This is a genomic window from Acetobacterium sp. MES1 (assembly GCF_002237635.1).
Classification (GTDB): domain Bacteria; phylum Bacillota; class Clostridia; order Eubacteriales; family Eubacteriaceae; genus Acetobacterium; species Acetobacterium wieringae.
This window is the reverse complement of the sequence record NZ_MJUY01000013.1, coordinates 1-19216: the sequence shown is the minus strand read 5'-3', so window position 1 is coordinate 19216 and position 19216 is coordinate 1. Positions and strand designations below refer to the sequence as shown.

Genomic DNA, 19216 nt, shown 5'->3' with positions numbered 1-19216 from the left:
TTGTTCAAAAGTCCTTAACAAATTTCGTTTATACTAAAAACAGATCAGCAGTCGATCTGTTACACACCAAATTAGCAACAAAAATTTGTACTACTTTTACAGTTATATGAATCTTGTTTAACGAAAGGAAATAACAATGGTACAGTCACGATTTGCAACCTATTATGAAAACCATCCAGAGACTAACGATATTTCACTGATTCTAAAAACAGGCAATAATCAAACGATCACGCCCTGTCACACCAGCATGCCTTCAAAAAAGGAAATTGCTTTAGCTAAAAAGCAACGATCTGATGAATGGGATTATCTTAAAAAAAGCATCGAAATGAAACTGGAGTTGGCTTTGCTTTATCTCAATCGTTCCAACGCCCATCTGCAAACCCTGTAACAACACAAAAGGAGCTTTTGCCATCGTGACCGATGGCGTAAGCTCCTTTTATTTTAGCAATCGTACTTAATTGCACCCTTTACAGATCAAAATGGGCAACCCGTCGATACTCAGCATTCTCAGAATCATCCTGGATAAAATGCCAGTTGGATGGGAAACTCATTTCTTTAGCCAGTCCTTCCAGGATAAACAGCATTATCCCGGCATCGGTATAATTTTCTTCCTGCTCCGGATTAATCACACACAGTTCTCCATAACCATCTTTAAGAATCAAACGGCAGGGTTGAGCATTCTGATAGGAGGGCGAATTTCTGACATAATAGAGCAAATCCAGCACTCCCCGTTTTTCCATTTCTTCATAGGGAGCCACATTTCCCCAGGTCTTAAGAAAAATGGTCTCAACCACTGACAACCGACTTTCGTCAGATGTGGAAATAATCGCCAGTCCATAGGGATCCTGCTGATACTTGGCATCACAATTTACAATTGTTTTATGACGATCGCCTTTGCTGTCTTTTTTTGCCGGTTTGCCGAACGCCAGTAAATGCTGGATGATCCCCGGTTGACCAGCCAGTAATCGTTCTGTCTGAGACGGAATGATGCCATCGACGGTGATCCAGCAACTACCCAGATCCAGATCATAGAGCTTTTTAACCACGGATTGCAGGTAAAATGCTCCGTAAACTTCAATCTCATGATCGAGCCGATCCAGCCGCAGGGCGATATAATGAGGGCCCTTGATCATTACTCCACCATAACCACCAAAACCTTCCAGATCCTGATAAACCTCAGCACCGTTTTCCAACAGGATCAGGGAAAAACCCTTTTCTTTTCCAACTGTACTGTTGACCTCATCCAGATAGGTTTTAATTGCACCGATATCCCCTTCATTCACACGGTCATTCATAAATTCTCTCGTTGAGTGGTTATTGACCGTAAATTCTCTGAATTTCATAAGTTAGACCTCCTTGTATTGGCTGATTATTATATACCCCCTTTGACGGGGATTAATCGAAGAAAACAAAAAACCGCCGTGAAATCCGATTAATTACTAAGGCGGTGACTAAAACGCCAAGCAGCGCCCCGGCACCATCAATGAGTACGTCCCGGAACTGGCCGGAGCGACCGGGCACAAACAATTGATGGAATTCGTCGGAAATGGCGTACAAAAGACAGATCAGTAGGGCCAGGTTAGCCGCTTTGGGAACGGCGCTTTGAAGAAGCGCCAACAGCATCAAAACCGCCAAAATAAAGTAGGCAATAAAATGAGCATTTTTGCGGATATAAAAATCGAGACTGCGAATTTCCAGGGTTTCGATCCCTGGGATAAAATGTCCCAATATCCCCAGTAATTCATCTTTCAAGCCGGTGCTGAGATGTGCCGACTGGGTGGCTGGCTGACTGGAAAGATAAAAGATGACGCCCATCCAGATCAGGGTAGCCGTCCAGGTCAATAATAATATTAATCGCTTTTTATCCATTTCTTACCCTTTCCTGATCCCGTCCATCAGAAGTCATTCTTTTTATCCGCTTCTTTCCAATCCATCCAATCAGTAGCGACCCATTAATTTTATCACGACCACTCCCCTTTTGGCTGGAATTATGTTAAACTAAAGAAAAAACTGGAGAATGCCATGAAACGACATGATTATATTACCTGGGAAGAATATTTTATGGGGATCGCGCTGTTATCGGCCCGCCGCAGCAAAGATCCCAACACCCAGGTAGGGGCCTGCATTGTCAATAAGGACAATATTATTCTATCCACCGGTTACAACGGCATGCCCAAAGGCTGCAGCGATGATGTCCTGCCCTGGGAGCGGGACGGTTCTTTTCAGGAGACCAAATACGCCTATGTCTGCCACGCCGAACTAAACGCCATCTTAAATTCCGACGGCCGCTCGCTGGCTGATTCGATTTTGTATGTTACCTGTTTTCCCTGTAATGAATGCGCCAAAGCAATTATTCAGGCTGGAATAAAAAAGGTGGTCTATCTGGAAGATAAATACCCGGATGCCGATGCTACCCAGGTTTCCCGGCGGCTCTTTAAAATGGCTGACATTACCCTGAAAGAATTTCTCAATCCCACCTTTTACAGTGACTTGTCGCTGTATTAAAAGCATTCTGAAACGACCCTCCCGACCAGCGGACAGATCGCTGCAGTTAGTGGCTGGCGATCTGCTCCAGCATTTTGCCGAGTCGGCGATTGAGTTTGGCAATCGGCAAGCCGACGATATTGTTGTAGTCACCTTTAATCCACTTGACCCAGAGACCGGCTTCTTCCTGAATACCATAGGCGCCAGCCTTGTCCATGGCCTTGCCAGAAGCCACGTAGTCCGCCACCTGCCGCTGCATCTGATGATCCCAGGGATAAAAACGGATCGTTGAGGTAACAACAAAGCACTCTTCCTGATCCCGGTAGCGGATACTGACCCCGGTTAAAACCTGATGGGTATTCCCGGCCAGCGCTTTGATCATCTGGTAGGCGGCCATTTCATCGGCTGGCTTACCAAGAATCTCCTCCTCAAGAACCACCATTGTATCGGCACCCACCACCAGCGCCCGGGGATTAAGCTTCTGGATCACCCGAGCCTTTCGGGTAGCCAGCTCCACGGCCAGTTTTTTGACCGTTTCCTGAAAATCTCCGTCACACTTTTCCAGAATTTCCGCTTCAATTCGTTTTTCATCGATTTCAGCCGCCTGAATACTAAACTCATTGATGCCATAACTGCTGAGAACTAGCTTAAACAGTTCCCGGCGGCGGGGCGACTGACTGGCCAGAATTATTTGGGGTTGCAAGGTATACCTCCAATTTTTCAAAAAGATAGGGCTATTGTATCATTTTTTCGTAAACAAAACCACCCGTCGATGTTTTTGTCTTCATCGACGGGTGACCATAAGCATCAAAAAAAACAGCTCAATTACGTTTATTTCGGTGAAAATAGTCTATAAACACAACAGGCATGTATTTTTTGCGATCACGGGATGACTAAACAACGAACCGCTATGTTACCAATTCCCGTGGGTGCAAGCGTCAAAATGAAAGGATCAGGATATGAACAGAAAAATAATATGGATTGGTTATTGTCTTCTCATCGCCGGACTGGTTCTGGCCACCACCAGCTGCACAACAAGTGGCTCGGCTACAAAAAAAGAATCGGCGTACGCAAAAACCATCGCTGCCACCCGAACCGAAATCTGGCAGACGATCTCTGCCGGTGGAGCGTCCAGTGCTGCAGTGGCAATCTGTGAAGACGGAAAAATTGTCTACGAAGAAGGTTTTGCCATGGCCAACCGTACCGCCGCTATTCCAGTTGACAGCGAAACCCAATTTAATGTCGGCTCGGTCAGTAAGATGTTTGCCACCATGGCGGTGCTTAAGCTCTGTCAGGATGGTCAGCTGGATCTGGATCAGCCGGTGACTGGCTATCTGCCGGAATTCACCATGGAAGATCCCCGCTACCAGCAGATCACGGTGCGGATGCTGCTCAATCACACCTCGGCTCTGAACGGCACCTACAGTTATGACACCAGCACAGCGGCACCCAGCGCTGAATTCATGGACTATTTTCTGGCCAACTTAAACGCATCCTCGTTGAAAAGTGATCCCGGGATTATCAGCATCTACTGCAATGACGGCTTCACCCTGGCCCAGGCCCTGGTTGAAAAGGTTTCCGGCATGCCTTTTGCTGATTATCTGAGTAAAAACATTTTAACCCCTGCCAGCCTGGACAATACCAGCTGTTACTTCAAAGAAGGCAATGACAATGTGGCCCTGGCCTACAACAATGACGGCAGTGCGGCCGCACTGGAGTATCTCAACAGCCTTGGTGCCGGGGGGATTGCCTCCAACGCCCATGATCTTGCTAAATTTGGAGATGCCATCCTGGCTGGAAAAATCGTTGAGCGCAAATGGGTGGACGAATCTTTCACCGCCCAGTACGGCCCTCAGACGGTTCCCGCCGGCACCCCCAAAATGGCCTTCGGGCTGGGCTGGGACAGCGTCACTGATGAAGCCTATGAAAAACTGGGCGTCCGCCTGATCTATAAAGGCGGCGATACCAGTTATTATCATTCGATGCTGTATCTGCTACCCGATCAGAACATCACCATCGCCCTGACCTTTGCCGGTCCGGCGGACACCACTGCGATCACCGATGTGATCGCTACCACCCTGCTCGCTGAAAAAGGCGTGATCCCCAGTGGATCAACAACCATTGCCACCGCACCACAAGCTGCAGCAGTCCCGGAGCAACTGCTGGCCTATGCCGGATATTACACGCTATCTGGCAATATTCTCAAACTCGACTTCAATCAGGCCGCCGGAGTGATGAATCTCTACAGCAATTCCGACGCTGGCTTCACCCTGGTGGATACCCTCAACTACAAGGATGATGGCTTCTTTTACGGCACCGACAAACGCCTGAAACTTGAAGAAAACTTTGGCACCAAATTTCTGATGTCCTATGCCCTGACTGGAGAGACCGGCTCGATCAATGCCACCATGCTACCAGCCCGAACCGCTGGCATCAGCCCGGATCAGTTTGCCAATAAACAGTGGATCACCATCAATACTCTGCCGGAGGATACGGTTTTTCTGGCCGGTTCAACCTGGGTGATGGATGAATTCCCCGGCGATGTGCTGTTTGGCGGCAACGGATACTATCTGATCAATCAACTGATTGATGAGCGCACCACCCTGCCCAATCTGAAATATACCCGGGATACCATGGAGTTCAAACTGATTGAGGAACAGGGCCAGACCCTGCTTGATGTGGGCAGCTTTAAACTGATCAATACCGCCACCGTACCAGTGCTGCAAACTGGCGAAGTGATCACCATCGGTGCGCAGAATGTCTGTCGCAAGCTACCATCTGACGGCCTGATCAAACCCCGTGAGGGACGGATTGTGGTGTTGAGCCCAACGCTTGAAGGTCAGTATGACAGCCTTCTCAACGGCACTGAGGGAACGGCTGTGACCGCCGGTTCCTATGTGGTCTTTATCGGTGATGACGGTGATACGATCAGCTATGATTATCAGATTTAGTGCGATAGCCTACGTTTACAAAGATCTGTCGTGGATCTTCCAATGATGAGATCTTAACAAAATCTATTCAAAGAAAGGATCTGAAATGAAAAAAAGTATGTTCAAATCCCTTACCGGCCGTCTTGTGATTCTTGTGTTGATGCTGTCGATGATTTTTACCACCGGGGTTTTTGCGGCGGTGGACGTTAACAGTAATGATTCAGCCGATGGTACCGCCATTGATACCCAAGCTACGACGGACATTGGTGTCCAGTATCGCGGCCATGTCCAGAATAAGGGCGATGTACCGCTGCCGGTTGGCAGCTTTGTTACCGGTCCCGACGAACTCGGCTCCCGGGGCGAAGGACTCCGTCTGGAAGGCCTCCGGATTGAGCTCACTGGGGATATCCCGGCCGGTGCTGGCATCAGCTATGATGTCCATGTCCAGAATAAAGGTTGGCAAGGCCCTGTATCAAATGGTGCTTATGCCGGAACAACTGCCCAGGGTTTGCGGATTGAAGCCATCAAAATCAACCTGACCGGTCTTGATGGCTATGAGGTTTATTACCGGGGCCACGTCCAAAACAAAGGCGATATCCCGGTAGTCGATGAGTCCTGGGGTTGGGTGAAAAACGGCGCCCAATTGGGAACCACCGGCGAAAGTCTGCGGCTGGAATCGATCCAGATAAAAATTGTTAAAACGGAAAACTACACTGCCTTGGGCGATTCCATTACCTATGGGATGAGTGCTACGCCGGGTTCCGGTTATGTTAATCTGTTCTACAACCATTTAACCAGTCAGACCGGAAATGAAAATCTGCAGCTGGTTAATCTGGGGGTTCCCGGTTACACCTCCAGTCAACTGTTAAACCAGCTCCAGAACGATCCGGCCACGATGGCGGCGCTGAGCCAGGCCAAAGTAATTACCATCAGTGTCGGCGGTAACAATATTCTTGCACCCGTTATCGCCGGTTTGGCAGTCGCTTTCCAGTTGGATCCCAACTCACCAACCTTCCCCGCTGATCTGGCCACCGCTTTAGCCCAGCTCGGAGCTGCGGATATCATAACCGCTGCTCTCCCTGAAATCCAGACCTCCGTAACCGCCAGTGTTACCCAATTTGGAACCGATTGGCCGCAGATTGTCGCCACTGTCAAAACCCTGGCACCCCAGGCTGATATTTACGTGACCACCCTGTACGATCCGATTAACCTCCAGGATCCCCTCTACGCCGTATTTGATCCAGCCATCCAGACCATTAACACCGCCATTAAGACCCCCGGGGCCGGTTATAAAGTAGCGGATGTCTACACCGCCTTTGCCAACTACCAGGGCAGTGAACCACTGGTCAATTTCAACTGGTACACCGGTAATCTGGATCCCCACCCGACTACCGCTGGCCATGACGTGATTTACCAGTGCCACCTGAGTGCCGGATTTATTAATTAGGACGGCATCAACAATTACCAGTCTATCTGATCTACCTGCGTGCGTGTCATTTGAGATTTGATCAGCATAATACCAAATAAAAAAGCGAAGCGGTTTTCACTAAGAACTGGCTTCGCTTTTTTTATTTACATCAGTGAGGCAGTTATTCTTAAAACCGATCGCCCACCATTTTTGGCAATATAAAACCGGCTCGCTACGAGAACCGGTTTTTTGGGTGATTGTTTATTCTTCGGATTCATCCAGGGTCGCACTTTCGATATAGTTGATATGACGACGCAGCTTCCGGGATTGCTCGATGGTGATCTCCCCCGACTCATACATCCGCTGGATTTCCTGGCGTTCGCTGTCCATGGCTTTAATCCGCAATTCTTCTTTCAACACTTCATCGGCTTCCCTGTTTTCTGAGCGTTGCCGGGCCAGCCGCCGAATCATTCCCTGATATCCCAGGATGACAGCGGCAATGATCTCACCATCGGCCTGGTTTTGTGGCTGCAGCTGTTCCTGTTCGAGACTGGTAATGGCCGCCTCAAAGGCATTGATCTGGAGTTCTTTGACCGTATTGATGGTCGCCTTTAGTTTTTCCGGTTCTTGTTTGAAATGGCGTCGGAACTGATGCCAGAGCCGCAGGGTTTTGGCCAGAAAATAGCGTACACTGAAGCGGACATCATTGGACAGGGCTTCTTCCCGGCGATCCAGGGTGGCTTCAAATTTTTCGTAGACAACCGGATCAATGCGGTTATTTTCCCGGGCGTCACGAAGATAGTCGGCTTCAGCCCGCAACCCCTTGTACTTCATTTCATTGAGCTTTTTCAGATAGACCTGGGTTTCCGGAGAATTATCTTCGTTTTGAATCCGCTTAACCATCCGCTTGTATTCGCTAATCAATTCATCGGCAACCAATTCGTTTTCTGGGGTGATTTCCTGTCTGATCCGCTTGATTGTCGCCAGAAAAATCCGCATCATGGCGGCATTGAAGTCCAATTGTCGGGGAGCACTAAGCGGCTCCCTGGCAGTTTTACAAAGCAGCGGTAAAAACAGGGTAGCGGCTACCAGGGTCACCAGGATTACCCCGGTGGCGATAAACAAAATCAGTGATCGCTGGGGGAAGTCTTCGCCACTGGCCAGCAGGGTCGGCACCGACAGTACCGCAACCATCGTCACCGCTCCTCGAACCCCAGTGAGGCTGATCAACAGGCTGGTTTTAATGCTGGGGCTCTCGGCACCCTGACGTTTTGCAAACCAATAATGGACTGCAGTGGAGAGATAGGAATACACAAAACGAATGCCAAAAATTCCCAACCAGATCACCAGAACCCCGGCAATGGCCAGCCAATTGTTGATGTCCTCACTGGCTACCGCCGCCCCCATCGATAAGGGTATGTTTAAGCCCAGGAGGATAAAAACCACCCCATTGAGGACAAACAACAGCACCGACCAGACATTTTCAGAAATCACCTTTTCTTTGGCCAACATTGTCGACGTGTGTTCGGTAATGGCGGCGTGAGCGATTCCCGCCACGACTACAGCAATAACCCCGGATGCATGAAACACTTCTTCAGTGACAATATAAATGATAAAAGGCGTTAAAATCTGCAACAGACTGTGGAAGGTGGCGTCCCGGATTCCTTTTTTTCGGAGAATAAAACCAATCCAGTCAATCATCAGACCCAGCGTCAAGCCCAGAATAGCACCAACAATAAACATATAGGTAAAATTAAGCGCCGCATCCCGCAGCGAAAAAAAACCGGTAACCACTGCCGCAATGGCATAGTTAAAAGCGACCAGTCCTGAAGCATCATTAATCAGCGATTCTCCCCGCACCAGGGTCAACACCTTCGGGGGAATATTCACCCGTTTGGCAATTCCATTGACCGCCACCGGATCAGTGGGCGAAAGCACTGCCGCCAGAGCAAAGGCCGCTGCCAGTGGCATATAGGGCATCAGCCAATGAATAAAATAGCCGCCCAAAATGGTGGTCAACAGCACCAGAATAATGGCATTGCCAAATATCGGTTCCCGCATTTTCCAGAGATTTTCCCGGGAAAAGTGACGGCCATCATCATATAAAAGCGGCGCCACAAACAGAATTAAAAACCATTCCGTTTCCAGTTCAATGGCTCGGCTATGCATGATAAAGGCAATGCCCAGGCCCAAGCCAATCTGGATCAGGGCGGTGGGAATAAAGGGGATAAAATGACTGATGACATCTGAAATCAGTAAGCACAGCAGCAACATTAAGATAATAAGCAGTAAATTCAAGCCAATCTCCTTTGAACCTTTTTTTATTATCTTACCGCATGATCCGTTTTTTCTCAAGAAAATCCTGATGGTTTCATAATATTATACGGCCTGTTTTTGCTTCACCGTTATCAGTTTTTTTCATCCATTTCTTTGTATATAAATTCATTCTGTGCTATAATACATTGGAATTTATTTGAGGAGGAAAAGAATGAGTACTGATAACATCCAAATACTGATTGCCATGATTATTTACATTGTGGCAATACTCGGTATCGGCGTCTATTTTTTAAAGATCGCCAACGAGAACAGTGACAATTATTTTATCGGCGGCCGTTCCCTGGGTCCCTGGGTAGCGGCAATGAGTGCAGAAGCATCCGACATGAGCGGCTGGCTGCTAATGGGATTACCGGGGGTCGCCTACTGGTGCGGCTGGAGTGATGCCTTCTGGACGGCTTTAGGCCTGGCCCTGGGAACCTACCTGAACTGGAAGATTACCGCCAAACGGCTGCGTAATTATTCGGCCATTGCGGGGGATGCCATTACCATTCCCGAGTATTTCAGCAACCGTTTCAAAGAAAAGAGCAAAGTCATCATGCTGATTGCTTCGGTGTTTATTCTGGTTTTCTTTACGGTTTATGCCGCCAGTTGTTTTGTTACGGTGGGCAAGCTGTTTAATTCACTGTTTGGCATTCAATACCAGGTTGTCATGATCGCCGGTGCATTTTTTGTTATTTTATATACCTTACTGGGTGGCTTCCTGGCAGAAAGTGTTTCTGACTTTCTGCAGGGCATCATCATGTTTATTGCCCTGACCCTGGTGCTGGTTCTGGGGATAACTGCCGCTGGCGGTATCAGCGGCGTGATGGAAAACATCCAACAGATCCCCGGCTTCTTTGATTTCTTTGGCATTGCCAACCCCACCGTGGTGGACGGTACCCAACAGGTTCTGGCCGGGAACCCGGTGTTTGGCCCGGCCCTCCCCTACACCTTTTTAACGATCATCTCGACGATGTCCTGGGGTCTTGGTTATTTTGGGATGCCCCAGGTATTGTTGCGGTTTATTGCCATCCGGGATGCAGCCGAGATTCCTAAAGCACGTCGGATTGCCACCACCTGGTGTGTGATTTCACTGTTTGCAGCCGTCATTATTGGTCTGATTGGTCGGGTCCTTTTCCCAACTGAACTGCTCACTGCCAGCCAGGCGGAAAGTATTTTTATTGTCATGTCCACCAACCTGCTGCCCCCTTTGCTGGCCGGTTTTGTAATGGCCGGGATTCTGGCAGCAACGATGAGCTCGTCAGACTCCTACCTGTTGATTGCTGCTTCGGCTTTTTCCAAAAACATCTACGAAGGCATTCTTAAAAAAGATGCCACCGAAAAACAGATCATGCGGGTTTCCCATCTGACCTTGATTGCCGTGTCAATCATCGGTGTCCTGCTGGCTCTGGATGAAACCAGCGTTATCTTTAACATCGTCGCGTTTGCCTGGGCCGGTTTTGGGGCCACCTTCGGACCACTGATGTTGTTCTCACTGTTCTGGAAACGCACCAACCGGGAAGGTGCCATTGCTGGCATGCTGGCCGGTGGTGGAATGGTCTTCATCTGGCGATTACTGATTAAACCAATGGGCGGTATCTTCGGGATCTATGAACTGTTCCCCGCCTTCCTGATCTCCTGCCTCTTTATCGTGGTGGTTTCCCTGTTGACCAAGGAACCCTCCCAGGAAATCCAGGATGAATTTGAACAGGCCAAGGCCGCTTCACTGTAGTAAATAACCTACCCATTTAAAAAGCCAGCGGTTACGCTGGCTTTAGACTGTCAAAAAAGCTAACCCAGTACCGACAATTGTTACATCATGTTGTACGCATCGGAGCGGACACGGCAGAGCCTGTCCGATTCCGCAGCGTACAACAGATTAACAATTGGTCGGTACGGTAGTTTAGCGACAAGTTCAAGCCAGCGTCTACGCTGGCTTTTGTTTTTGGCTCTGTTTTGTCACTAAATATATTTTTGCGACAAAATGATGTTTTTTTTCTGGCCGTGTCGCTAGCTGCTGATGGCGGCCTTCTTCTCAATCTCGGTGACACAGGTGGTCTTGATGGTTTCAACCAGAAACTGCAGGGCATCGATGACCCGGGGCCGAATATCGCCACCGATCAACACGACCATGATGTCATCGCCAACCGCCAGTTCCCCATCAGCCAGCCACACCCGCACGTGAAAGATACCTTCCCGCGCTTTGGTGGCGGCAATGGCAGCGGCCACTTTATTTTCGTCATAGCTAAAGGTCATTCCGGTGATCTGGGAGCCGTCATCAAGCCCCTGACGCACTTGTGCCTTGGGGGTCTGGCGAACCGTGCCGTTATGAACCAGATACATCCCCTCCTGCCAGGCTTCCGGGTCGCTTTTGGCCTCTTTCAGCCAGGCATCAATGGAGGGTGGGGTGTTCTTTTTTTGCATTGTCATGGTTCTATCTCCTTTTTGTAACGGTATCCGTTAATTACTTCGGGTTTTTTCAAATCATCTGCTATGTTATCATTCTCCGGCCATATTTTCAAGGGACCATTTGCCCAGACACAAATCCATGAACTCCGTTTTCTCAAGCGGCTTGGAAAAATAGTAACCCTGATAAATTCTGCCGCCGTTATGGCCATGAAAGTCCACCTGTTCCCGGGTTTCCACCCCTTCCACAATGGTTTGCAGATTGAGCACCTCGCCGATGGAAATAATCATCGCTGCCAGTTTTTTCTCCTTTTCCAGGCCGATACCCTGGGTAAAACACTTATCGACCTTAATCAGATCAAAAGGCATCTGACTGATCAACCCCAGAGACGAATAGCCCTTGCCAAAATCATCCAAAACGATTTTGATCCCCAGCTCTTTTAAGGCTTTAATGGCCGTCAGTGTCTTTTTTTCATCCTCCACAAAAATATTTTCAGTCAATTCCATATACAGTAATTGGGGATCAATCCGGTTTTCTTTAACCGCCTGTTTAACAGTCCCAACCAGATCGTCGCTTTTAAATTGCGTCACTGAAACATTAATGCTGATGGGAACGGCAATCCCCAGCGCCATAAATTCCCTGATGGCCTGGCAGGCTTCATTAATAACCCATTGCCCCAGGGCATTGATCATTCCGGTTTCTTCCGCCAGAGCGATAAAATCGTCCGGCATATAGGTATGACCGTCTTCATCGGTCCAACGAATCAGCGCTTCGGCCCCGAAGATTTGGCAACGACCAGCTTCCACGACAATCTGAGGCTGATATGAGAGATGAAAGGCATTGCTGATAATGGCCCGCTTCAGGCGATTAATCATGACAATCTTGGGAATCTCCAGCTGCTGCTCGGGACTTTTGGCAAAGGTATAGCAATTTTTCCCGCTGGATTTAGAAACGTACATGGCCTTGTCGGCATTAATCATAATCTGTTCAATGCTGTCACCGGCATCGGGAAAAATAGCAATTCCAACGCTGGCACCAATGCTGATGCACTCTCCGGCGATCATTATTTCCCGGGAAATATGATAGAGCAGATCGCTGACAATTTTTTTTACATCAGACTTTTCCCGAATATTGTCAAGAATTACCGTAAATTCGTCACCACCCCAGCGGGATAACAAATCCGTTTCCCGGATATGCTGGCCGATCCGTTTACCCACCTCAATCAACAGCTGATCGCCGTTACTGTGCCCAAAAGTGTCATTGACCAGTTTAAAACCGTCCAGATCAATAAATAAGACGGCCATTTTTCCCCCATCTTGTTTGATTCGGGATACCACCTTGCGCAAATGAATATAAAAAAGAGAGCGATTGGGCAAGCCGGTTAACCCATCATAAAAAGCCATCTGCTCCAACTGATCCTCCATCTCTTTCTGGCCGGTCAGATCGGAACAGGCCCCAACATAATGGGTAATTTTCTTGTCCTCATTCCTAATCGCATTGAAACTAAGCCAGATCGGCTTGATGGTATGGTTTTTGTGAAGATAGCAGAGCTCGCCTTCCCAGCTGCCCCGGGTTTTTAACGCATCCCAGAGGACCTCATAAAAGTCGCTTTGATCAGTAACCGGATTGACTAGCTGAGGCTTTTGCCCCACCAGCTCGTCTCTGCTGCAGCCGGACAGGGCCGAAAACGCCTTATTGCACATGATAATGTGCCCCTGGGGATCGGTAACCAGCAAGCCTTCGCTGGTTTCTTCAAAGGACTCTCCATAAAGAATCAGCTTGGCATTGGCCGCCTTCAGGGCTTTAGTCCGATCCAATACCATGGTTTCCAATTGATTGTTAATGCGCTTGTTTTCGGCATTGGCGGCTTTGATATCCGCACTGACATACAAAAATTTCTGATACAGCTCGCCAATTTCATCCTGGCGCCGCTGCAAGCCGGGGTTATATCCTGAAGCCGGGATCGCCCCCGGATCAATCAGCGTATCCAAACCAATTTTTAAATGATTCAAGGGATCGATAATAAAGCGGCGGACAAATAATGCCGTCAGAGCAGCAATGGTGATGCCAAACAACACCAGGATCACGCCCGTTTGATGGAGGCTGTTCTGGCCTTCGGCAATGATATTGGCCGATGTTTTAGAACGGATCACGGCAAACCGCTGACCCTCCAGATTGGTTAAAAACGAATAGACCACCAGCTCCCGGGCATTGATTGGCTCGCCAAACACCAGCCGTCCCGTAGCCGCATTGGCGCCCTGGCCCAGGTAGTTCTGAAAAACACGCTCGATGTGAAGCTGCTGCGCTTCTGTCATACCCTGAAATTCGATGATTTCCAGCTTCGCCCCGGGAATCTCAGCCAGTTTTTGATTGACTGTTTCCAGATAGTCACGCAGAAAAATGATGTGAAAGTCCGCGTGCTGACTTTCATCGGTGGTTGAAATTACTTCGCAAGAAAACATATAGGTTTTATCACCCACAGTGATAAAACCGGTTCTTTCATGCTGTTCGGGATCAAAACGGGCCACCACTTCATTTTTAATGGCCGCTGCTTGAGAACTGTCGGCAAGTCGATCGTAGGAAAACAGAAAGCCATCTTTTCCGTAAATACCAACCAGGGCCATATTCAGGTTGTCCATGGTTGCATCCGTAAAATTATTCGCAATAAAGTTCTCATCTCTGGTAAAGGTGTAGTTATAGGTGTCATCCCAGATGGCATAGTCACTGACAATCATGGCAATATTATCAAGCTCATCCCCCATCACCCGGAGCCCCTCGTCCACAGTGTCGGTGGCTTTTTCCAGATTGATCTTTTCAAATCGGGGTAGAATTAAAAAAATCTGCTCTGCAGAAATAATCAGAATAAAGGCGATGACGATGATTAAAATACTGATGGTGGTTTTATTTTGTAGTTTCATCAGATAATCCTACTTAATCTTTCTTATGGTTTATTGATTTTCCCGAGTCACTTCAGTTACCTTTTAAATTTCTTACCCAATCTGATTAAAAATATCCATACTGCTTGATCACTTTATCAGGATTTTGCCAATCAAAAAAGAACCCGATCGCCCAGGTTCTTTTTGTTCAGATGGTGATGCCAATTGCCCTTAGTGAATAATGTAGGCGATATTGCCGGACTCGGCCCAGGCAGCGGCAAACTGATCGAGCCGGTATTTTACCCGAACACCCGCATTGCTGGCGGCCGCCGGATCGTTGATGATGATATAGTCGGTGCCATTTTCCTGGGTGAAACCGCAGACCACAATCAAGTGGCCCGGAGTCTGACGAATCGGGGCGCCATCGATTACCGGCAGATTGCCACTGACGGCAGCACTGTTTTTATAAGCCACCGCCACCGCCACCGGATGGCCCCCGACGATTTCCCGCTTGAGACCCTCGATGGTGGAATAATCGACATAGGCCTGGTAACCCAGACTGGCCGCATAGGCAGTGTTAAAGGGCCAGTTGCCAAAATCCTGATAACCGTAATCATAGGCCCCCCAGGCCGCCGTTTCCGGCTGGACAACGGTGCCATAATACGCAAGCATCATCGTCACACTGGTGGGGCTGCAGATGGAATCGGCAATGGCCGGATCCCGAACCATTTGGGATAGTTGGGGCACATTGAGCACCGGCAAATTGGACAGATCGGGACGATCACCAAAGACCTTGGGTATCTCCTGGCCAGGGTTCTGATTGCGCAACGCCAGGGCCACTAGTCGCAGAGTCGGGGTGATGCCGGGGCTGCCGGAGTGAAGAATCACCCGGTATTGGATTTTGTTGGCAGTCTTGCCATTTTTAACCACCAGCGTATCAACATCCAGTTTAGCCAGCGGGCTATCGGTCGTTCCGATGCCGGAAGCCCGGTTGATACTGCTTCCCCAGCGTCCCCAGGAGAGCCAGTCCGACCAGTTTTCGGTGGACTGGCCGTTTGCATCCACGGCATTCTCACAAACCCGGGCTTCCACCTGAACCAGGCTGCCCGCTGGGGTATCAGCATTCCAGGACAGCACCGCCTTGGTAAAAGGGCTGGTATTAAAGACATTGGATGTATAGACGCCGACCTGATTCCCGTTATTCAGGACAATGGCACCGTCACCGGCGTCCGGAACAATCGCAACCCGATCCAGCCCCAGAGCATTGCTGTTAAAGTCACTGGCGGTGGTCTGGATCAGCAGGTTTCCCGGCACTGACTGGCGTTCCACAAAAGGCGTTAACTGATCCACGGTACCCGTTGGCGGGCTGCTGCCCTTGGGCAGAATAACAATATGGATTCCTTCCAGCCGATAGGAATAACCAGCGGTGCCGGCGCTTTCACCGTTTTTGGCCCAGCCCAGCCAGCCAAAATTCTGGGCGTGCACCTGATAATAGACATCAAAGGCATCGGCAGCAGCCCCGGTCAAACTGATCTGGATGGCCTCCAGGCGGTAGCTGAGCCCCTCGGTCCCGCTCATGGCGCCGTCATTCTTAAAGCCCCGATCTGTATCCGCTTCCCAGCCGATGTTCTGGATATGGGTCTGGTAGCGAACGCCGAGGTCATAATCCGCAGCCTCCAGCTTGATTTCAATCCCTTCCAGTCGCAGACTGCGGCCGGCAGTGCCACTGAGGGCGCCATCACTGACAAAATCCTGCCAGCCATCATTCTGAACATGGGTGCGGTAGAGCACCCGGGGGGCGGTCGCCGCCAGCACCCCGGACGATAGCAGACCGGCCAATACAGTCAGGGTCAACAACAGCACTAATTGTATGAGTAAGTATTTCTTCATCGATTTCTCCATTTTTTCTGTGATTCTTGAGTCTGTGGCGCCGATAACCATTCAGACGCCACTTCGTCCAGTTAGCGCATCAGGCAGGCAGTTAAACCCTCCCTGTTGAGAATCCGAAAGGAATTCTGGTAATAATCCAGCAGGCCTTCGTCTTTCATCCGGCTCAGTTCCCGACTCATCGATGTCCGGGAAACATTGAGGTACTCGGCCAGCTCATTGCGGTTAAGGACAATATCAAAGCTGCGGCTGTTGTTTTGGCTGGCCTGATCAAGCAGATAGGTAGCCAGCTTTTCCCGCATCCCCTTTAACATCAGTAATTCGATTTTTACATTCATCCGAAAGTTTTTTTCACCCAACAGCATCATCATATTCTGAATCAGCTGAAAGTGAAAACCACAGGACTTGCCACAGGTTTTAATGATCCGCTCAAAGGGAATCACAAGAATTTGTGACGCTGCTTTAACACGGACACTGACCGGGGCAATCCGGGCTTTGGTGCAGACGATTCCCTCCCCAAAAATATGACCCGGCCCCAGCACATCCATAATCAAACGGGCTCCGGCAGGATTTTCTTTGATGATTTCGACTGCCCCGCTCAGCACAATCCCGACAAAAGCGATCTGGCTACCGGCCAGAATTACATAATCATCACTGTTGTAGTGACGGATACTGGCGTTGATGCAGGTCATCAGATTTTGATACTCGTCTCTATTGACCATATCAAACAGGGGGCATTGTGCGATCACCGGATAAAATTGCTCCATTTTTTTCTCTCCTTTTTGCAATTAACCCTATTATATGACAGCCACCCGATTCCGTAAAGGCCGAAAAAAAAGCGCCGGTTACGGCGCAACAGACTGTCAAAAAAGATAACCCAGTACCGACAATTGTTACATCATGTTGTACGCATCGGAGCGGACACGGTGCAACCTGTCCGATTCCGCAGCGAACAACAGATTAACAATTGGTCGGTACGGTAGTTTATCGTCAACCTCAAGCGCCGGTTACGGTGCTGGGGGGTATGGTGCGTTAGGCGTTAAGCGAAGCCAGATGGGCGTTGAGCTTGTCGACCAGGGCATCGGCGCTGGTGCTGTGAACCTGGCAGGCTTCTTCAATGGTTTCCATTTGTGAGGACGGACAGCCCAGACAATGCATCCCGATTTCCAATAGAATCGGAGCAAAGCCACCGTCAATTCTTAATAACTCACCAATTTTCATATCTTTACTTACTTTTTGCATGGTAAAACCTCCTGATATAATTGTTCAAACAATTATTTGTTTTTTAACTTGAACCCAGTATAGCACAAAAATAGCAGATAATTGTAGCCATAGCTACAATTATCTGTCTGAAAGTGGTTATAATAAAATCATCAAATAAAAACACCGCGCGAAACGATAGGCGCAACTCAGGAGGACGAACATGAGTAAATTTTTAGGACCGATTCATTTTTGGGTATATCATAAAATTCAGTTACAGGAAGCGATCATCACCGAAATCATCGCTTTAAATGGTAACCAGGCAAATCAGCTTCAGGCCGAGCTGGATCACCGTTATGGAGTTTCCGAAACCCGGCCGTTGGAGACGGTCATTGATCCTGGCAACATTCACGGCTGGCTCCAAACCAATGTCACCCGGGCCGAATACAAGCTGGCAGCGGCCATCACAACACTACTTGACCAGAACCCCGACAGCTATCCTCATATTGAAGCGATTTTCCGGTCCCAGGGACAGGCTTTATCGCAGTCCGATTTAACCCCGGCGGCCGCCTATAAGCTGCTGAGCGACAGTCTGCTGGACGGAATGCCCTGTGATCACGCCAATGTTCTGATTGAAGAGGGTGATAACCAGGTTGTCTGGCAACGTAACCGCTGCGTTCACAGCTCCTACTGGCAGGCTGTCGGTGGTGACATTGCCGTCTATTATCGACTACGGGAAGCTCTAATCGAGGGCCTGCTGGCTGGCACCGGACAGGTTTATCAAAAACGTGACGCGCTCACCAGTATTATCAGGAGGTCTAACCAATGAACAGTATTACGTTAATGGTCGATGAGCATACCCATATTATCCGAATGCTGGCCGTGGTTCGCAAAGCCAGTACCCAGGTGATGCAGGGCCAGCCGATAAATTACGACGACTTTGACAAGATGATTGATTTCATCGCCAATTACGCCGACGTCCACCATCATGGCAAGGAAGAAGCCTTTCTTTTTAAAGCAATGGTCGATCACCTCGGTAAAATGGGCAGTAATCTGATTTCCCATGGGATGCTGGTGGAGCACGACTGGGGCCGCCTGTTTATCGCCGAGCTGAAAGCCGCCTTAATCCGGGTTCAGGCCGGAGATGACGACAGTCGTCTGGACGTCATTGCCAATGCCGTTGGTTACGCCAATCACCTGACCCGTCACATTGTCAAAGAAGACACGGTGGTTTATCCCTTTGCTGAAAAGCAACTGGCCCCGGAAATTCTGGCCCGGGTCAATGTCCAGACCGCCGAATTTGAAACCGCGGCTAATCAGCAGGGCATTCCCGCTTACTACCTGGGGATTTTAACCGAGCTCGAAGCCAAATACTGATGACCGTTGACTGAACCAGCCCCACACTTGAGCAACAATCGGGTAGGAGGCTGACCATTAATTGATCAGCCGACCTCCCACACCACCGTACGTACCGTTCGGTATACGGCGGTTCCAGAGTTTACACGGTTACTTGCAGATAATAATCATAAAAATTGGGATATCCTGCCCGCTTAAGGCGATCATTCGACAGGGTTCTCAGTAGGATTGGGCTATGGGCGGTTCGCCAATAGCCTTTTCTTGTGTTTGCCCACATCCAGGCCCGTTCTTCATCCCGTCCCAATTTCTTGAGCTTGCTAAATCGGGTTTTCACTTTCTTCCAGCGTTTCCC

At 49.1% G+C, this 19216-nt stretch carries 16 protein-coding genes and 1 pseudogene; 7 read left to right on the top strand and 10 right to left on the bottom strand.

Annotation, left to right across the window (positions count from 1 at the left end; genetic code table 11):
* The first annotated feature begins 136 nt into the window (after positions 1 to 136).
* A complete protein-coding gene (locus tag BI182_RS04045) occupies positions 137 to 388 on the top strand; it encodes a hypothetical protein (protein ID WP_070369853.1) in 252 nt (83 codons plus the stop codon).
* Between the two features lie 79 nt (positions 389 to 467).
* Here the strand turns inward: BI182_RS04045 and BI182_RS04040 are convergent, their stop codons facing one another.
* Both BI182_RS04040 and BI182_RS04035 read right to left on the bottom strand, forming a co-directional pair.
* Entirely contained in the window at positions 468 to 1343 is an 876-nt protein-coding gene (locus BI182_RS04040; protein ID WP_286805712.1) for a nitroreductase family protein, read from the bottom strand.
* 52 nt (positions 1344 to 1395) lie between these two features.
* The gene (locus BI182_RS04035) at positions 1396 to 1869 is read right to left on the bottom strand and encodes a VanZ family protein (protein WP_286805710.1); all 474 of its coding nucleotides are present in this window, start codon (positions 1867 to 1869) and stop codon (positions 1396 to 1398) included.
* A 153-nt stretch (positions 1870 to 2022) separates the two neighbouring features.
* Here BI182_RS04035 and BI182_RS04030 point away from each other — a divergent pair, with 153 nt between their 5' ends.
* The gene (locus tag BI182_RS04030) at positions 2023 to 2505 is read left to right on the top strand and encodes a deoxycytidylate deaminase (RefSeq protein ID WP_070369850.1); all 483 of its coding nucleotides are present in this window, start codon (positions 2023 to 2025) and stop codon (positions 2503 to 2505) included.
* 46 nt (positions 2506 to 2551) lie between these two features.
* Here the strand turns inward: BI182_RS04030 and BI182_RS04025 are convergent, their stop codons facing one another.
* On the bottom strand, positions 2552 to 3187 hold the full coding sequence (locus BI182_RS04025; protein ID WP_070369849.1) for a Maf family protein: 636 nt from the start codon (positions 3185 to 3187) through the stop codon (positions 2552 to 2554).
* Positions 3188 to 3443: 256 nt separating this feature from the next.
* On the opposite strand from BI182_RS04025, the gene BI182_RS04020 reads away from it, so the two are divergent.
* On the top strand, positions 3444 to 5435 hold the full coding sequence (locus BI182_RS04020; protein WP_286805707.1) for a serine hydrolase domain-containing protein: 1992 nt from the start codon (positions 3444 to 3446) through the stop codon (positions 5433 to 5435).
* A gap of 85 nt (positions 5436 to 5520) precedes the next feature.
* Positions 5521 to 6861, top strand: a complete 1341-nt coding sequence (locus BI182_RS04015) for a GDSL-type esterase/lipase family protein (protein WP_286805705.1) — start codon at positions 5521 to 5523, stop codon at positions 6859 to 6861.
* A gap of 222 nt (positions 6862 to 7083) precedes the next feature.
* On the opposite strand, the gene BI182_RS04010 is transcribed toward BI182_RS04015, so the two are convergent.
* Positions 7084 to 9120 carry a Na+/H+ antiporter gene (locus tag BI182_RS04010; RefSeq protein ID WP_286805703.1) on the bottom strand — a complete coding sequence of 679 codons (2037 nt, stop codon included), beginning with the start codon at positions 9118 to 9120 and terminating at the stop codon, positions 7084 to 7086.
* A gap of 190 nt (positions 9121 to 9310) precedes the next feature.
* Between BI182_RS04010 and putP the strand changes: the two genes are divergently transcribed.
* Positions 9311 to 10870, top strand: a complete 1560-nt coding sequence (gene putP, locus BI182_RS04005; RefSeq protein WP_286805701.1) for a sodium/proline symporter PutP — start codon at positions 9311 to 9313, stop codon at positions 10868 to 10870.
* A 278-nt stretch (positions 10871 to 11148) separates the two neighbouring features.
* Here putP and BI182_RS04000 read toward each other — a convergent pair whose 3' ends face one another.
* The 5 genes from BI182_RS04000 to BI182_RS03980 all read right to left on the bottom strand — a co-directional run bounded on the left by BI182_RS04000 (position 11149) and on the right by BI182_RS03980 (position 17550).
* Positions 11149 to 11568 carry a molybdenum cofactor biosynthesis protein MoaE gene (locus BI182_RS04000; protein WP_286805699.1) on the bottom strand — a complete coding sequence of 140 codons (420 nt, stop codon included), beginning with the start codon at positions 11566 to 11568 and terminating at the stop codon, positions 11149 to 11151.
* Positions 11569 to 11637: 69 nt separating this feature from the next.
* Positions 11638 to 14463, bottom strand: coding sequence for an EAL domain-containing protein (locus BI182_RS03995; RefSeq protein WP_286805697.1), 2826 nt, complete (start codon positions 14461 to 14463; stop codon positions 11638 to 11640).
* Between the two features lie 189 nt (positions 14464 to 14652).
* A complete protein-coding gene (locus BI182_RS03990; RefSeq protein WP_286805695.1) occupies positions 14653 to 16311 on the bottom strand; it encodes a C39 family peptidase in 1659 nt (552 codons plus the stop codon).
* Between the two features lie 71 nt (positions 16312 to 16382).
* Positions 16383 to 17075: a Crp/Fnr family transcriptional regulator gene (locus tag BI182_RS03985; RefSeq protein ID WP_070369842.1), complete on the bottom strand. Its 693-nt coding sequence runs from the start codon at positions 17073 to 17075 to the stop codon at positions 16383 to 16385.
* Between the two features lie 265 nt (positions 17076 to 17340).
* Entirely contained in the window at positions 17341 to 17550 is a 210-nt protein-coding gene (locus BI182_RS03980; protein ID WP_070369841.1) for a DUF1858 domain-containing protein, read from the bottom strand.
* Between the two features lie 181 nt (positions 17551 to 17731).
* On the opposite strand from BI182_RS03980, the gene BI182_RS03975 reads away from it, so the two are divergent.
* Both BI182_RS03975 and BI182_RS03970 read left to right on the top strand, forming a co-directional pair.
* Entirely contained in the window at positions 17732 to 18337 is a 606-nt protein-coding gene (locus BI182_RS03975; protein WP_070369840.1) for a hypothetical protein, read from the top strand.
* Positions 18334 to 18885 (top strand): hemerythrin domain-containing protein, encoded by a 552-nt coding sequence (locus BI182_RS03970; protein WP_070369839.1) that lies wholly within the window; start codon positions 18334 to 18336, stop codon positions 18883 to 18885. The genes BI182_RS03975 and BI182_RS03970 overlap by 4 nt, the downstream gene beginning before the upstream one ends.
* A gap of 121 nt (positions 18886 to 19006) precedes the next feature.
* Here BI182_RS03970 and BI182_RS03965 read toward each other — a convergent pair.
* A pseudogene (locus tag BI182_RS03965) lies at positions 19007 to 19216 on the bottom strand (group II intron reverse transcriptase/maturase); the annotation flags it as partial.

Coding starts and splice junctions, on each gene's coding strand:
- BI182_RS04045 (WP_070369853.1), top strand. CDS start 137: ATGGTACAGTCACGATTTGCAACCTATTATGAAAACCATCCAGAGACT.
- BI182_RS04040 (WP_286805712.1), bottom strand. CDS start 1,343: ATGAAATTCAGAGAATTTACGGTCAATAACCACTCAACGAGAGAATTT.
- BI182_RS04035 (WP_286805710.1), bottom strand. CDS start 1,869: ATGGATAAAAAGCGATTAATATTATTATTGACCTGGACGGCTACCCTG.
- BI182_RS04030 (WP_070369850.1), top strand. CDS start 2,023: ATGAAACGACATGATTATATTACCTGGGAAGAATATTTTATGGGGATC.
- BI182_RS04020 (WP_286805707.1), top strand. CDS start 3,444: ATGAACAGAAAAATAATATGGATTGGTTATTGTCTTCTCATCGCCGGA.
- BI182_RS04015 (WP_286805705.1), top strand. CDS start 5,521: ATGAAAAAAAGTATGTTCAAATCCCTTACCGGCCGTCTTGTGATTCTT.
- putP (WP_286805701.1), top strand. CDS start 9,311: ATGAGTACTGATAACATCCAAATACTGATTGCCATGATTATTTACATT.
- BI182_RS04000 (WP_286805699.1), bottom strand. CDS start 11,568: ATGACAATGCAAAAAAAGAACACCCCACCCTCCATTGATGCCTGGCTG.
- BI182_RS03995 (WP_286805697.1), bottom strand. CDS start 14,463: ATGAAACTACAAAATAAAACCACCATCAGTATTTTAATCATCGTCATC.
- BI182_RS03990 (WP_286805695.1), bottom strand. CDS start 16,311: ATGAAGAAATACTTACTCATACAATTAGTGCTGTTGTTGACCCTGACT.
- BI182_RS03985 (WP_070369842.1), bottom strand. CDS start 17,075: ATGGAGCAATTTTATCCGGTGATCGCACAATGCCCCCTGTTTGATATG.
- BI182_RS03980 (WP_070369841.1), bottom strand. CDS start 17,550: ATGCAAAAAGTAAGTAAAGATATGAAAATTGGTGAGTTATTAAGAATT.
- BI182_RS03975 (WP_070369840.1), top strand. CDS start 17,732: ATGAGTAAATTTTTAGGACCGATTCATTTTTGGGTATATCATAAAATT.
- BI182_RS03970 (WP_070369839.1), top strand. CDS start 18,334: ATGAACAGTATTACGTTAATGGTCGATGAGCATACCCATATTATCCGA.